The sequence below is a fragment of the Prosthecobacter sp. Pr1 genome (assembly GCF_057652315.1).
In genome coordinates this window covers 166,787-181,704 of record NZ_JBYFBS010000003.1, presented here as the reverse complement: position 1 = coordinate 181,704, position 14,918 = coordinate 166,787, and the positions used below count along the sequence as shown (strand labels likewise).

At 59.3% G+C, this 14,918-nt stretch carries 15 protein-coding genes; 5 read left to right on the top strand and 10 right to left on the bottom strand.

All coding sequences use genetic code 11. The features are described 5' to 3' along the window. Window positions 1-33: 33 nt before the first annotated feature. From AC24GY_RS06130 to pyrH, 3 genes are read right to left on the bottom strand one after another with little or no spacing between them, the layout of a single operon-like run. Window positions 34-711, bottom strand: a complete 678-nt coding sequence (locus AC24GY_RS06130) for an acyltransferase (RefSeq protein WP_422321512.1) — start codon at window positions 709-711, stop codon at window positions 34-36. Between the two features lie 16 nt (window positions 712-727). Then, complete coding sequence (frr, locus tag AC24GY_RS06125) at window positions 728-1,294, bottom strand: ribosome recycling factor (protein ID WP_487681191.1); 567 nt, start codon at window positions 1,292-1,294, stop codon at window positions 728-730. Between the two features lie 24 nt (window positions 1,295-1,318). Beyond that, window positions 1,319-2,056, bottom strand: coding sequence for a UMP kinase (pyrH, locus tag AC24GY_RS06120; RefSeq protein WP_461528109.1), 738 nt, complete (start codon window positions 2,054-2,056; stop codon window positions 1,319-1,321). A 76-nt stretch (window positions 2,057-2,132) separates the two neighbouring features. Here pyrH and AC24GY_RS06115 point away from each other — a divergent pair, with 76 nt between their 5' ends. From AC24GY_RS06115 to AC24GY_RS06105, 3 genes are all read left to right on the top strand, one after another. After that, the gene (locus AC24GY_RS06115; RefSeq protein WP_487681189.1) at window positions 2,133-3,296 is read left to right on the top strand and encodes a trans-sulfuration enzyme family protein; all 1,164 of its coding nucleotides are present in this window, start codon (window positions 2,133-2,135) and stop codon (window positions 3,294-3,296) included. Window positions 3,297-3,305: 9 nt separating this feature from the next. Further along, window positions 3,306-3,881 carry a hypothetical protein gene (locus AC24GY_RS06110; RefSeq protein ID WP_487681187.1) on the top strand — a complete coding sequence of 192 codons (576 nt, stop codon included), beginning with the start codon at window positions 3,306-3,308 and terminating at the stop codon, window positions 3,879-3,881. Between the two features lie 136 nt (window positions 3,882-4,017). Further along, the gene (locus tag AC24GY_RS06105; RefSeq protein WP_487681185.1) at window positions 4,018-5,499 is read left to right on the top strand and encodes a PLP-dependent transferase; all 1,482 of its coding nucleotides are present in this window, start codon (window positions 4,018-4,020) and stop codon (window positions 5,497-5,499) included. Window positions 5,500-5,511: 12 nt separating this feature from the next. Here AC24GY_RS06105 and AC24GY_RS06100 read toward each other — a convergent pair whose 3' ends face one another. The 6 genes from AC24GY_RS06100 to AC24GY_RS06075 form a co-directional block, all read right to left on the bottom strand. Then, window positions 5,512-5,988: a TlpA disulfide reductase family protein gene (locus AC24GY_RS06100; protein WP_487681183.1), complete on the bottom strand. Its 477-nt coding sequence runs from the start codon at window positions 5,986-5,988 to the stop codon at window positions 5,512-5,514. A 73-nt stretch (window positions 5,989-6,061) separates the two neighbouring features. Further along, window positions 6,062-6,316 (bottom strand): hypothetical protein, encoded by a 255-nt coding sequence (locus tag AC24GY_RS06095; RefSeq protein ID WP_422321507.1) that lies wholly within the window; start codon window positions 6,314-6,316, stop codon window positions 6,062-6,064. Beyond that, window positions 6,313-6,717: a hypothetical protein gene (locus AC24GY_RS06090; RefSeq protein ID WP_487681180.1), complete on the bottom strand. Its 405-nt coding sequence runs from the start codon at window positions 6,715-6,717 to the stop codon at window positions 6,313-6,315. The genes AC24GY_RS06095 and AC24GY_RS06090 overlap by 4 nt, the downstream gene beginning before the upstream one ends. A gap of 131 nt (window positions 6,718-6,848) precedes the next feature. Beyond that, a complete protein-coding gene (locus AC24GY_RS06085; RefSeq protein ID WP_487681178.1) occupies window positions 6,849-7,049 on the bottom strand; it encodes a type II toxin-antitoxin system RelE/ParE family toxin in 201 nt (66 codons plus the stop codon). Between the two features lie 99 nt (window positions 7,050-7,148). Beyond that, a complete protein-coding gene (locus tag AC24GY_RS06080; protein WP_487681176.1) occupies window positions 7,149-7,406 on the bottom strand; it encodes a ribbon-helix-helix domain-containing protein in 258 nt (85 codons plus the stop codon). A 43-nt stretch (window positions 7,407-7,449) separates the two neighbouring features. Then, complete coding sequence (locus AC24GY_RS06075) at window positions 7,450-12,390, bottom strand: PVC-type heme-binding CxxCH protein (RefSeq protein ID WP_487681174.1); 4,941 nt, start codon at window positions 12,388-12,390, stop codon at window positions 7,450-7,452. Window positions 12,391-12,551: 161 nt separating this feature from the next. Between AC24GY_RS06075 and AC24GY_RS06070 the strand changes: the two genes are divergently transcribed. After that, window positions 12,552-12,947 carry a molybdopterin synthase catalytic subunit gene (locus AC24GY_RS06070; protein WP_487681172.1) on the top strand — a complete coding sequence of 132 codons (396 nt, stop codon included), beginning with the start codon at window positions 12,552-12,554 and terminating at the stop codon, window positions 12,945-12,947. Here the strand turns inward: AC24GY_RS06070 and AC24GY_RS06065 are convergent. Further along, the gene (locus tag AC24GY_RS06065; RefSeq protein ID WP_487681170.1) at window positions 12,944-13,156 is read right to left on the bottom strand and encodes a hypothetical protein; all 213 of its coding nucleotides are present in this window, start codon (window positions 13,154-13,156) and stop codon (window positions 12,944-12,946) included. The two genes, AC24GY_RS06070 and AC24GY_RS06065, sit on opposite strands and share 4 nt — an antisense overlap. A gap of 112 nt (window positions 13,157-13,268) precedes the next feature. On the opposite strand from AC24GY_RS06065, the gene AC24GY_RS06060 reads away from it, so the two are divergent. Then, window positions 13,269-14,909 (top strand): fumarate hydratase, encoded by a 1,641-nt coding sequence (locus AC24GY_RS06060; protein WP_487681168.1) that lies wholly within the window; start codon window positions 13,269-13,271, stop codon window positions 14,907-14,909. Window positions 14,910-14,918 lie beyond the last annotated feature (9 nt).

Sequence of the window (14,918 nt, the reverse complement as noted above, 5' to 3'; positions counted from 1 at the left end):
CTCCCGCGACCCGAATTGTATTCATTCTCTCTCCTACCGCCGACGCTTGACCACCTGTTGCGTCTGCCGCGTCTTCAGCATGAGATCGGCCTCCAGCACACCGCTGAAATGCGACAGCGGATAGACGATGCTGCGGCGGCCGATGATGCTGCCGGGACTGATCACGCTGTTGCAGCCGATCTCAGCATAGTCGCCCACAACCGCGCCAAATTTTCGCAAGCCGGTGGGAATGACATCCGTGTCGGTCCTCACAGTGACCTCCAGCCGGTCCAGCCGCACATTGGAAAGGATCACGCCAGCTCCCAGATGCGCCTTGTGGCCGAGGATCGAGTCGCCCACGTAGTTGTAATGCGGGATCTCACAGCCGTCGAAGACCACGCAGTTCTTGAACTCGCAGGAGTTCCCGAGCACGCAGCCGTCGCCGATGATCACATTCTCACGGATGTAGCAGCCCGCACGGAGCTGGCAGTTGCGCCCGATCCATGCCGGACCTTTGATCACCGCCCCGGGCTCGATGGTCGTGCCTTCATCAATGAACACATCCTCGCCAATGAACGCCCCGGGTGGCACCTGGACGCGGATTTCGCGCTGCAAACGAAAGTCCAGATAGGATTCAATCCGCGTCAACGCCGTCCACACGGGCGAGTCATCCGGAAACAGGATGCCGTGCTTCGTGTGGGTGAGGTCGAGGTAGTCGCGCGCGGGAAACATCAGAAACGAGTTCGGCTCAAACCGTCATGATCTCTTTCTCTTTCGACACCACGTGCTGGTCGATCTCAGCGATCTTCTTGTCGGTCATCACCTGAATTTCCTTTTCCATGCGGTGGAGGTCATCTTCGGTGATAAAGCCGTCTTTCTCGCCTTTCTTGATGGTTTCGAGCGCATCGCGGCGGGCGGAGCGCACCCGCACACGGGCGTCCTCGCCGAGGGTCTTGCACATCTTCACCATCTGCTCGCGGCGTTCCGTGGAAAGAGAGGGAATCGGCAGGCGGATCACCTTGCCTTCAATGCTGCCGTTCAGGCCGAGGCGTGACTCGCGGATCGCGCGGTCAATGTCCTGCAGCGTGGAGGAATCAAAGGGCTCGATGCGGATCAGCCGAGCATCCGGTGTGGTGATCATGGCCAGCTGCTTCAGCTTCATGTGGCTGCCGTAGCTCATCACATGCACGTCCATGTTTTCCACGAGCGTCGGCGAGGCCTTGCCTGTGCGCACAGTGGCAAATTCGTGGATGGCATGCTCCACCGCCTTCGTCATGGCCTCTTCGGCCTCCATCATCGTCAGTTCAGGGTCCATATCAGTATCGGGTTGGAAGTTAGATCAGCCTTTCGCATCGACCATCGTACCGATGTATTCGCCGATGAGCGCCCGGCGGATGTTGTCAGGTTCGTTCATGCTGAAAACACCGATGGGCATGTTGTTCTCCATGCACAGGGAGAAAGCGGTCGAGTCCATCACCTTGAGCTGGCGTGTCAGGCACTCATGAAAGCTGACGCGGTCGAATTTGACGGCGTTCGGGTTTTTGTTGGGATCGGAGTCGTAGATGCCATCCACCTTCGTGGCCTTGAGCACGATCTCGGCATTGATCTCGCTGGCACGCAGCGCAGCGGTCGTGTCGGTGGAGAAAAACGGATTGCCCGTGCCGGCGGCGAAGATGACCACGCGGCCCAGTTCCAGATGGCGCATCGCTTTGCGGCGGATGAAGGGCTCGGCCACATTGTCCATCTTGATGGCGCTTTGAACGCGCGTCGGCACGTCCATCGCTTCCAGCATGCTTTGCACCGCGAGCGAATTCATCACCGTGGCCAGCATGCCCATGTAGTCGGCCGTGGCGCGTTCCATGCCTTTGTTGCTGGCAGTCACGCCGCGCCAGAAGTTGCCACCGCCCACGACGAGGGCGATTTCGAGGCCGGTTTGATGCGCTGCTTTGATCTGCGCCGCCATGTCTTCGACGATGGGCGGGGAAATATTGTCATGGCTGCCGGGTTCTCTCAGCGCTTCACCGCTGAGTTTGAGCAGAACGCGACGGAATTTTCGAGGAGCAGTGGAGTCGGGCATGAAAGAACAGATTTAACTCATAAAGCATGCGCGCAGGGGCCTTGCAAAGCTAATTCTGCATGTCACACATCACCTCATGAAGGACGACCCAACCATCCCCGCCGACGCACGCTTCGAAACGCGCGCCATTCACGTGGGCCAGGACTACCGCAGCGAGACCGGCGCCGTGATCCCGCCGATCTACATGACATCCACGTTTGAGACCGGGAATCCCAACGGCTTTGACTACACCCGCTCAGGCAATCCGAACTTCCGCAACCTCCAGACCACGCTCGCCAGCCTGGAAAATGCGAAGCACTGCACCGCCTTCGCCAGCGGCCTCAGCGCCATCTCCGCCATCCTGTTTTCCCTCAAGACCGGCGACACGATCCTCTCCGAGCAGCAGATCTACGGCTGCACCTATCGCATCTTCGAGAAGGTGCTGAAGCGTTTCGGCGTCAAAATCAAATACGCCAACCTCGCCAATCCGGAGAACTACGACCTCATCACACGGCTCAAGCCCGCTCTGGTGTGGCTGGAATCACCCACCAATCCGCTGCTGAAAATCTTGGACATCAAGACCATCAGCGAAGTTGCGCACAAAGCGGGGAGCATTGTGGCCATGGACAACACCTTTGCCTCCAGCCTGCTGCAGCAGCCGCTGGATCTCGGTGCCGATCTTTCCCTCCTCAGCACCACCAAGTACACCAACGGCCACAGCGATGCCCTCGGCGGTGCCGTCTGCACCAATTCCGACGAATGGCAGGAGAAGATGATCTTCGCTCAGAAAGCCATCGGCCTGCAGCCCAGCCCCTTCGACACCTGGCTCATCTCCCGCGGTGCCAAAACCGAGGCCATCCGCATGGAGCGCCACTGCTCCAACGCCCTCGAACTGGCCCAGCGTCTGGAAGGGTGCAAAGGCGTCAAGAGCGTCAAATACCCCTTCCTGAAGAGCCACCCGCAGCACAAGCTGGCCAAAAAGCAGATGACCGCCGGCGGCGGCATGCTCCTCGCCGATTTCGGCCTCAGCTACGCCGACACCCTCGCCTTCATCCGCCGCCTCCGCCTCTTCACCCAGGCGGAAAGCCTCGGCGGCATCGAAAGCCTCGTCGCCCATCCCGCCAGCATGACCCACGCCTCCATCCCCAAAGACGCCCGCGAAGCCGCCGGCGTCACCGACGGCCTCGTCCGCTTTTCCGTCGGCATCGAGCACATGGAAGACCTGTGGAAGGACATTGATGCGGCGCTGAAGAAGAAGTGACCTACTGATATGGCGAAGTTTTACTTCATGGACCAGGAGTTCTCTGGAACTCAATTTATCTCTTTGGACGAGTCCATTGAAGCAGGAGATTTCCCGTTGGTTTTCGGGGACAGCTGGTATTGGTTTCACTACTGCTTTTTCGGTCGCGACGCGATTGGCAGCGAGGAATCCGATGCCTTGAGAACGCATCTTCTGAATCTGGTGGCGATGCTCTACAAGCATCACGATCTGGTTCTGGAACAATTGCGATGGACGAAGGATGTCTTTGAACAGGTCACCAGTGAGTTTTTGGCCATCGTCGATGCCAGTAATGACTACCCGATTAGCCTGTGGATATTTGGAGACGAGACATCCAAGGCATATCTCGATGAGAAGCGAGCCGGGTTACCCACCTCCGAGCAGATGAAAGCATTCCTCGCACTGCCTCATTTTGCACGTACCCGCCGAGAGCGCCCGCATTATCGATATATCGACGAAAAGATGGCCCTGAAGCGCTACCGCAACGAGCTGGCCGACTTCAACCGGCGGAAGAAACTGGAGCACAAAAACCAGCAGCGCCAGACTGCAACGGGCATCAACGAATAGCCTGCCGCGCTGGGGATTGCTGCGTCATCTCAAAAGCCACGCCTCTGGCTTTCTGGTGAGGGCCGCCGCTTCTCACAATGCGCCGCCGCATTCCCTTGCACTTGCGCAGGTGTGAAGAAAAGTGCCGTCCCCCCCAATGACCGACCTGTTCACCCACCCTCTCTGCAATGCCGAAGACCTCGGCAAAGCGATCCCTGACCACGACCTCGGCGTGTCCGTGTGCCTGCCGCTGTGGGAACATGTGATCGGTTATGAAGAAGGGGACCAGAATGTGGTCTCAAAGTTCAAATCCGGCTACCCGCGCTTCTGCTGCCCGCCGGCCATCTCCCGGCTGTTTGCAGCGGCGGAAAAAGAATTCGCCGCAGCCGGCGAGCGCTGCCTCGTGTTTCCACGCGTCGTGCATGCGGAGCGCTGTGTGAAGTTCATCGGCACCGGCCGCGCGCTCGAATGGACCGTGCATAACCTCGGCGTCGCCGTGTTTCCAGCGGACAGCTACGTGCAGGCCCGCAAGTTCTGGCGCTTCTGCGGTGAATGCGTGAGCACCCGCCAGGCTTGCGATGCCTTGGGCGAACGCCAGAGCACCGCCAGCGTGGACGAAGGCACGGCCGCCAACCGCACCATCCGCGAGCGCATCGCGCAACTGGCCGGTCAGCAGCCTGAAGACGTCTTTCTCTTTCCCTCCGGCATGGCGGCAAACTTTGCCGTGCATCGCATGCTCACACAGCTTTTCCCCAGCCGCAAAACCGTGCAGCTCGACTTCCCCTATGTGGATGTGCTGAAGCTGCAGCAGTTCTTCGGCACCGGCGTTCATTTCATGCCGCTCATCAAGGACGGCGAGTACAATGACCTCAGCGCCTTGCTGCAAAGCGAGCCAATCGCGGGCATCTTCTGCGAAGCCCCGAGCAATCCCCTGCTCCGCTGCGTCGATTTCGAACGCCTTCTCGCGATCCGTGCTGCCGCACAACCCGGCGTACCAATCATCATCGACGACACCATCTCCACCGTCGCGCATGTGAATGCCCACCGCGTGGCCGATGTCGTGACAACAAGCCTCACCAAGAGCTTCTCCGGCGTAGGCGATGTCCTCGCCGGCAGCGTCGTTCTCAACCGCAACTCACCGCATCACGCGGCCTTCTCCGCCTTCCTGACGGCCCATGCCGATCACGAACTCTGGCGCGGCGATGCCGTGGCCCTGGAACTCAACAGCCGCGATTTCTCACAACGCGCCGCTAAGATGAGCCACAACGCGCAGGCGCTCGCCGATCATCTGCGCAGCCACCCCAAAGTGGACCGCGTCTGGCACGCCGCCAGCGAAGGCGGACGCGGCTACGAATTCATCCGCCGCGACAACGGCGGCTACGGCTGCCTCTTCTCCTTCACGCTCAAAAACCCCGAGCAGACCAGCCCCAAGGTCTTCGACGCCCTGCGCGTCTGCAAAGGCCCAAGCCTCGGCACCAACTTCACCCTCGCCTGCCCCTACACTCTTCTCGCGCACTACGATGAACTCGACTGGGCCGAGAGCTGCGGCGTCAGCCGCTGGCTCCTCCGCGTGTCTGCTGGCTTGGAAGACACGGCAGATTTGATCGCACGCTTTGACGAAGCACTCGCCAAAGCGTGACCACAGCAGCAGCTACTTCAAGACCGTCTCCAATTCGCTTTCTGGCAGGCTCATGGGATGGCCTTCCCATACAACCTTGCCCTCCTTGTCGAGGATCATGGCGTGAGGGATGCCCTTGATGCCAAAGGGCTTGCTGAATTTGCCATTGGAATCAAAGGCCACGTGGTAGTTGATGGGCACCTCTTTGAGGAATGCACTCACTGTTGGGCGGTCTTCCTTCGTGACGCCAATGATCTCGAGGCCCTTGGCCTGGTACTTTTTGTAAACTTCATTGAGATGCGGAATGCTGGCGCGGCAAGGCGGACACCAGGTGGCCCAGAACTCCACGATGAGAGGCTTGCCGGCAAACGAAGACGCCTTCTCCTTAAACTTGAGCCCGTCCACTTTCACCACCGTGCCCACATTGCTTTTGGAGGCGGTAGCAAACAGGTTCTGAAGGGCAAACAAGCTGCCGACGAGCAGCACAATCCAAGTAAGTTTCGTTTTCATGGTGGGTGGCAATACCTTTGCAGGCCGGATTAAATGAAAACCGCTTCGACCTTGCAAACTAATTTCTCATGCCTCAGTCCCGGCGCCGCAGCAGGTACGCCAGAAAATGCCCCAGCCCGCTGAACTTGAACTGCGGATCCACCCAGCGCTCGATCACGTAGAACGCGAAGTAATACGCCCGGCAGAATCCCCACACGCACAGCGCCAGCAGCAGCGCCGTACGCCAGCTCCAGTTCTCCACCAGCAAGATGGCCGCTGACATCAGCCCAATGAGCAGAAACAGCCAGCCCTTGAGCCACATGGCTTTCGTGGATTGCAGGTCCTTCATGGCTGGGGTTTCGGCGGCAGGAGCGTTTCTTTGAGCTGTTTGGCTTTCTCGATCACTCGCAAGGTTTTTTCCATTTTCGTCGGTTCGGGTGCCCGTGCTGGTTCGGGCACCGTAGCCGGTTTCCGAAACCAGGCGAAATAGACGATCCCACCTACCAGGCCGAGCGCCAGAGTAGTATGCAGGCAGCTGTGGATGACAAAGCGTGTCTCTTCAGACAGCCTCTTTATTCTCCGCAGCCCAGCAAACTTCGAACAGCGGCAAAGCCAGAGCACACCGCAGACGATGTTCTCCACCACAAAGAACAGAAGTTGCAGAAACCAGACAGTCGCCTCCGCCAAGAACTCAATCAAGAGGCAGAAAACCTGAATCAAGGCAGACAAAATATCGCCAACCGCTTCCATGGAACTGAAGCGTAAGCTGGTCAGCCGCTATGTCGAACGATCACTTGTTCTCCAACCTCACATAATCCAGCCCCACCACGAATCCCGGCACCGCATCCGCATGCGTGCGTTGAAGTGGATATGTCTCGTGGTTATTCCAAAAGTGACTTCAAATCGCGCGCACCATGAAGAACACGTACGATTTCAACTTGCCCTTCACGCAGACGATAAAACATCAGATAAGTGGGAAACTCTGTGACCACCCAAAGACGCAGTCCACGCAGGCGGGGTTTGCACGGCCCAAGTTCCGGCTGTGTCGCCAATAAAGCAGCCGAGGCTTCAAAAGCCTGCACGACACGCTACGCCGCTTCTGGATTGTCCATGGCGATGTAACTGCGGATGCCTCCCATGTCCTGGAGCGCTTCCGGAGAAATGATCGCCTCAGCCATGAATCAATGGCTTTGATTGCGCAGCATCGCAAAAGCCTGGGAGGCTGGAATGCCCTGGCCTGCATCGAGAGACGCAATCCCTGCATCAAGTTTTCCCAGCAATTCGTCCTCGCTCGCAGCGGTGAAGGATTGTTTAAGCTGGGTTTGCCTGGCAAGAAGTTGCAGCCCTTCTTCAATCGCCGCATCCGCGCTGGCAAACAAGCCATCCCGCACTCCGCGAGTGACAAAACTATCCAGCGCAGGACTGAGATTGATGTTCATGCGGCCAAGTGTGCTCAAAAAATGCCGCCTGTGCAAGCACGGGCTACTTCTTCTCCAACCTCACATAATCCAGCCCCACCATGTATCCCGGCACCGCATCCGCATGCTTGCCAGTGATCGTGAGGGTGAGCTGATGCTCCCCGGCGCTAAGCTCATGCGTGCCCCAGTCGAGTTCATCGCTGTGAATCACTTTGGGTCCATTGTAGCCGTCCCAAGCCGTGGCCACAGTTGTGTCATCCAACGCCACATCAATGATGCCGTAGTCCTTCGCAAGGGTGAGCGCCGCTTTCAGCGTGTATTTCCCCTTCTCCTGCACCGGCAGCGCCAGCGTCAGCTTCTGCCCCGGCTTGGCCCCTGTCCACCAGAGCTGCGAAGCCCCGCTCCAATCGCCACCAAAGCCACCCATGCCCTGCGGCTTGGCATTGCCACCCGTCTTCGCCAGAACCTTGAGCCCCTCGCCTTCGATCGCTCCGGGCACTTTCGTCCCAGCTTTCGCCGCTCCGGCCGCCCCGCTTTGCAGATACTTCACCAGATCAATGACCTGCTCCGGTTTGAGCGCATCAAACAACCCTTCAGGCATCGTGCTCAGCTTCGACACCTCACGCTTGGCGATGTCCGGCTGCGGCAGCGTAAACTCCACCCCGCCCATCATCGCGATCTTCACCGCCGCAGGACTTTCCTCCTTGATGACACCACTCATGACACGACCATCCTTCATGGTGAAGAGGTTGAGCTGGTAGGCCTTGCCGATCACCGCATTCGGATCCAGCACGTTTTCGAGCAGGTAGTTCAAGTCCGCGCGATTGCTTCCCGTGATGTCCGGCCCCACGTTCTGCCCTTCGCCAAAAAGCTTGTGACACTGACCGCAGGTCATGGTGAAAAGCATCTTGCCCTTCGCCAGATCCCCCTTGGCCAAAGCCGCAGGCGTGAGCAGTTCGCGATACTTCTTCGTCCTCTCGCCCAGATCCGCCTTCGGCGCGTTCACATCGCCCCAGGCAGATTTGATCAGCTCATTGATCTCCGCATCGTCAAAGGCCGTGAGCTGACGCACAAGGAAAGGCGAAAGCGCCGTGGGTGGCACCGTCTTGGCCTCCACCGCCTTGAGCAGCTCCTTGGATCCTTCCTTCGTCGAAGCGAGCGTGTTGACCGCATCAGGCAGTTCATTCGCAGAAAGCTTCGGCAGCAGCGCCCCAAGCACCTTTGGCGTTCCCGCATCCTTGAGCGATGCCAGCGCCTGAATCGCCTTCCTCCTCAGCGAAGCCGGAGCGTCCTGCGTGAGGATCTGCAGCAAAATCTTCGCCGTGCCCCCATCGCCAGTCTGAATGAGAACACCAAGCGCCTTCTCGCGCTCATTCACCAGCGCGCTGGCAAGCGCCAGACGTTCACGGAACATTTGCAGCGCCTCCGCATCGCCAAACAACGCGCTGAGTTCGGTGACCAGCTGTTCCGTAGTCCCGGCTTTAGCCGGTCTGGCGGCTCCTGAACCGCCAGCCTTGAGCTTTGCTGCAGTCGCCGCCCAGTCCGGTGGCATCGTGAGCTTGCCCGCACCACGAGCACTGCTCAGGATCATCGCCAGCGTCGCCTCGCGCTTGGCCGCATCCGGCTCCTTCGTCAGCTCCGAAAGCATCGAAGCCCGCCCCGCATCATCCGAAGATAGGCGGCGATAAATAAACTCCGTCACGTTCGGCAGCTTCGACACCCGCGCGAGCTCCAGCCCCACCATCGGATCAGCGCCGACAAGCGGCTCGATGCCATACCAGATCAGCAACGGGATCATCGGGTCGTCTTTGTCCTCGCCGTGTTTTAGGAGGGCGGTGGCGAGGTCTTTGCGCTTATCCTGCGGCAGCCGCTGAAGCGCCGAGGCGATTTCGCGACGAACGATTGGGGAAGGATGTTTCTGAACTACATCATTCAAAACGCGAAGATCTGTATTCAAAAAGTCAGGCTGAGAAGCTGCAGAACGCAGGCGCTGAGCCACTAGGCGCTCATTATGTTTGGCATCAAAATTAAGATTTTGGAGGTGAACGTCTGGCATGAGCAGAGATCCCAGCCAGTCCTGCTTTAGCCATGTTTCAGTCTTTAAATGCCATCCAGAGTCCTCATTATTTTCAAAGATCGAGAGTAGAGAGATGAGCTTTTTTCGAGAATTTGGAATTATTATGATTTTCTCCATCAGCACCCTCCTCGCCATCCGCGACTCCCACTCGTTCTCCGTCTGCACCGCGAGCTTCGCCAGCGCCTCATCACTCTCCTTCGCCAGATCACCCTTCCAAGGTTTCCAGCCGTCATAGCTCACGCGATAAATCCGTCCATTGCTCCGGTCCCAGTTCTCCACCGCATTGCTGCCGCGGTGGCAGATCTGCTCATCGCTCCAGTCACTGACATACAGCGCGCCATCCGGCCCCACCTTCTGCGTCACGGGAATGAAGTGCATGTCGTTGGCGCGCATGAAGTCACTGCCGTGCTTGCCCACATAGGTGCTCGCATGCGGGTCCGTGTAGTTCGTCACCAGCCGATGCCCATGCAGGTTGCCAAAGATAAGCTGATTCCGATATGTCGGCGGAAAAAGGCTGCTCTGATAAATGGCGAGACCGCAATGCGCATGACCGCCACCAAGCGCATTCGTGTCGTCATTCACGATGCCAGCACCCGTCGATTTATCATGCGAGACATCAGGCCGCGGATTGCCTGCATAGTGCGCATGGTCGGCGATGGTCTTGATGTCATCATACGTGTACGGATTGAAGTGCTGACCCGCCTGCCGCTGATAACGTCCGCCTGGCACAATGTGGTAGAGATGCGGGATGACGCAGGCGGTAACGAAGAACTCGCCGTACTGGTCGTAGTCCAGTCCCCAGGGATTGCTGGTGCCCTCGGCAAAGATCTCAAACTCATGCCGCACGGGGTGGTAACGCCAGATGCCGGCATTGATGGGTTTGCGCTGATCATCCGGCGTGCCCGGCTTTCCGACCTTGCTGTGCGTGAAGACGCCGTGGCATCCGTACAGCCAGCCGTCGGGCCCCCAAATAAAACTGTTCAGCGTCTCATGCGTGTCCTGGCTGCCCCAGCCATCGAGGAGAATTTTGGCTGGAAAGTTCAGGCCGGGAACTTGGTTCGCCATTTCGCCCTCAATGGGGTCGGGTCTGTCATCATGATCCTTGTCCGGGATGAACATCAAATACGGCGCCGCGCCCACCCACACCCCGCCAAAACCCAGCTCGATCCCGCTTACCAAGTTCAGCCCCTCGCAGAAAATCTTCTTCGTCTCAAACACGCCATCGCCGTCCTTGTCTTCAAGAATCTTGATGCGGTCCTGCCCTGCGCCCACCTCACGTGGCTTCGGGTAGCTGTTTCCCTCCACCACCCAGATGCGTCCCCGTTCATCAAACGTGAACGCAATCGGCTGCACAAGGTCCGGCTCCGCCGCGATCAGCTCCGCCTTGAACCCGCCGGGGAGTTGCATGATGTCCAGCGCGTGAGGGAGCGCACGCGTCTCGCGTGCTGCATCCGGAGTCCCGCCGGATGCCGTTCTATCGCTCTCGCCAGCCGGTGTGTTTGCGGCTGCCTTAAGACGGTCTTCCGCGGGACGCGAAAGACTGCCTGAGGGACGCAGGCGCTCCCCGCTGACGCGCGTGCCATGCGCATACTCCTTCTGTGGCTTCAACGCAGGACCATACATTTTCTTCGCCGTCAGATCCGCCGTGGTGTCCTTCCTCTCCTGCGTGAGGATGAACACCCCCGCTTTGTTCCCCACCACGATGTCAGGCAGCTTGTCCCCATTCACATCGCCCACCTGCACATCCACACCCACGCCGCTTTCGGCATCGACCAGATGCGGGACGAAATCCACGCCGCCCTTCCCATCACGCTTGGTCTGATACCAGTAAATGACACGGTGGCCGCGCTCATCGGGATCATGGCCGTTGTGCGCCCAGTAGCGCTTCCCCGTGACGATGTCCTGGATGCCGTCGCCGTCGATGTCCGCCAGATACGCGGCGTGCGGCTGGGAGAAGACGATGCCGTAGTCGTTGTCCTGAGGCTGCTCGCTGGCCAGCATGACGCGCTGCCAATTGGGGCCCGGATTGGCTGGCGCCGCCGCCGGAGCACCAGAGGTCTGAAGCGTTGAGCCTACGACCACAGTCGTTCCCGTGTAGGTATTGTTACCGCTGAGATGGCTCACAGACGAGCGGTTCAAAAACACGGCCACGCCATAGCGATGCGCCGCGAGGCTGGTGAAGATGTCATTGCGCCCGTCACCATCAAAGTCATACGCAAACATCTGAGCGCCGCCGCCAATGCCCGCCGCGAAGCTGTGCTGCTCCCATGGTCCCGGCTTGACCTGCCCTTTTCCAAAAGGACAGCGCCACCAATGACGGGCCTCTAGCAGGTCCATGTGTCCGTCTCCATCCACATCGCCAACGCCGAGGCCATGGGTGAATTTGGCGACCTTCACATCCTCCGTCACCGCCACAAAAGGCCACTTCTCAGTCGGCTTCTCCCAGTTCGGCGCGAACCATCCAAACTTGCCCCCCGTGCTGCACACGATCTCCGGTTTGCCATCGCCCGTGACGTCGGTAAAAACCGGCGACTCATTGTCCACCACATCCGCCACGATGTTCACGGGCCATGGCTTGTCATCATGCGTACCCGGATTCAGGTACAGCCGCGCCTCCTTGCCGGGAAAGCCGAGGATCAGAATGTCGTTTTTCTGGTCGGCGTTGCAGTCCTGCACATAGGCGAAGAAATTGTCCGAGTAGCCATTGATGCTGAAAATCTTCGGCTCGTAATAGGCGTGCTTCTTTTCAAACGCCGGTCCCTCCCACCAAAACGGCCCCGCGACCACGTCCGGTTTGCCATCGCCATTGATGTCGCCGATCGCGGCACCTTCCGAATAAAAGTCACCGTGCAGTTGCTGGCGCTTCCAGGTGATCTGGGTCTCCGCATGGAGCTGGGCGGCGAGGAGAAGGAAAAGCAGGCGTTTCATGGTTGGAGGATTCAAACGCTATCAGAAACCCGCACCAACGGACAAGTTTTATGAGCAATCGGCCATGCACTACTCCGGTTCACCACAGGGGGCACAGACTTTCGGATTTATATCCCTGTGCCTCTCTGTGAACTCTGTGGTAATCCTGTGCCCCTCCTTCCATGCCCCCCGCCAGCTTCATTCTTTCCGCAGAGCCCATCCCCACCACCCCTGCCGATTTCCAGCCGGGCGAGGGAGCCGAGGCACAGTTTCTCGGCGTCGTGCGCGGCATGGAGGACGAAAAAGTCATCTCCGGCATCGACTACAGCGCCTACCTGCCCATGGCGGAAAAAACGCTCCAGGAGCTCGTCGACCGCGGCCAGCGCGACCACGGCCTGCACCGCGTTTTCATCCAGCACCGCCTCGGCTTCGTGGCGGCAGAGCAGCCCAGCATTGTCATCCGCGTGCGCACCAAGCACAGCGCCGAGTCCTTTGAGCTGTGCCACTGGTACTTGAAGGAGATCAAGACCCGCGTGCCCATTTGGAAGAAGCCAGTCTTTGCTGAGTCGCCACTTTAAATTTCTTTGCTCGGGAAGACGAGTGATTTCACCTCCTCCCACGCGGCAAGCGCCTCAGGAGTGGCCTCATGGTCAGCGAGACGCCGATCCAGCAGTTGCAACACCGCAGCCTCGTCCATCACCTCAGCGTCCTCGGCATCGGCGGCGTTCCAAAGCTCCTCGGCCAGCAGCCGCTTGTCCCGGGAACTGAGCTGCTGGACAACGGGCATCGTTTCCAAAATCATTGGGGCGAGACTATCCCTGCCAGCACCGCCTGACAACGTGCAAAATGCTCCTTTCCCTCGTTGCCCGAACTCGTATCCCTTTCAAATTCACCTCCCCATGCCCACGCCCCCCTTTCACTACCAGGAACTCCTCGAACTCGGCACCGATGACACCGAATACCGTCTGCTGACCAAGGAACACGTCTCCGTGCAGACATTTGGCGAGAAGGAAGTCCTCGTCGTGAATCCCGAGGCTCTCACCCTGCTGGCCAACCAGGCCTTTCATGACATCAATTTCTTCCTACGCCCCAAGCACCTGAAGCAGGTGGCCGCCATCCTCGAGGACCCCGAGGCAAGCGAAAACGACCGCATGGTCGCGCTGACCATGCTCAAAAACGCCGACGTGGCCTCCGCTGGCCTGCTGCCCTTCTGCCAGGACACCGGCACCGCCATCATCATGGGCAAAAAAGGCCAGCAGGTCTGGACCGGCGGTGGCGATGAAGCAGCGCTTTCCAAAGGCGTCTACCTTGCCTACACCGAGAACAACCTGCGCTACTCCCAGAACGCGGCGCTGAACATGTTCGACGAAAAGAACACCGGCACCAATCTCCCCGCGCAGATCGATCTCTACGCCACCGATGGCGACGCGTACAAATTCCTCTTCATCGCCAAAGGCGGTGGCTCGGCCAACAAAGCCTACCTGTATCAGGAAACCCGCGCCGTGCTCAATCCGAAGAGCATCGTCAAGTTCCTCAGCGACAAGATGGTCTCCCTCGGCACCGCCGCCTGCCCGCCCTACCACCTGACCTTCGTCATCGGCGGCACCTCCGCTGAATCGACGATGAAGCACGTCAAACTGGCCTCCACCAAGTACTACGACAACCTCCCCACCACCGGCAACGAACACGGCCGCGCCTTCCGCGATGTCGAACTCGAAGCCCAGATGCTGCAAGCCGCGCGCGAGTGCGGCATCGGCGCGCAGTTTGGCGGCAAATACTTCGCCCTGGATGTGCGCATCATCCGCCTGCCACGCCACGGCGCCTCCCTGCCCATCGGCATCGGCGTCTCCTGCTCCGCCGACCGTCAGGCCAAAGGCAAGATCACCAAGGATGGCATCTTCATCGAGAAGCTCGAAACCCATCCCCTGCCCTACATCCCCGAGGAGCTGCGCCACCGCAAAGACACCAACGCCGTGCGCATCGATACCAACCGTCCGATGGCCGAGATCCGCGCCGAGCTGAGCAAGTACCCCACCACCACGCGCCTGCTCATCAACGGCCCCATCATCGTCGCACGCGACATCGCCCATGCGAAGCTCAAGGAGCTGATCGATTCCGGCAAGCCCCTCCCCGACTACTTCAAGAACCACCCCGTTTACTACGCCGGACCGGCGAAAACACCCGCCGGCATGCCCAGCGGCAGCTTCGGCCCCACCACCGCTGGCCGCATGGACAGCTACGTCGATCTCTTCCAAAGCCACGGCGGCAGCATGATCATGATCGCCAAGGGTAATCGCGGCCAGCAGGTCACTGACGCCTGCAAGAAACACGGCGGCTTCTACCTCGGCAGCATCGGCGGCCCCGCCGCCATCCTCGCCAAGGAAAACATCAAGAAAGTCGAAGTCGTCGAGTTCGCCGAACTCGGCATGGAAGCCATCTGGAAAATCGAAGTCGAAGACTTCCCCGCCTTCATCCTCGTCGATGACAAGGGCAACGACTTCTTCCAGACCGTCGGTCCGGGCTGCTCGGTGAAGCATTAAAACAAGCCG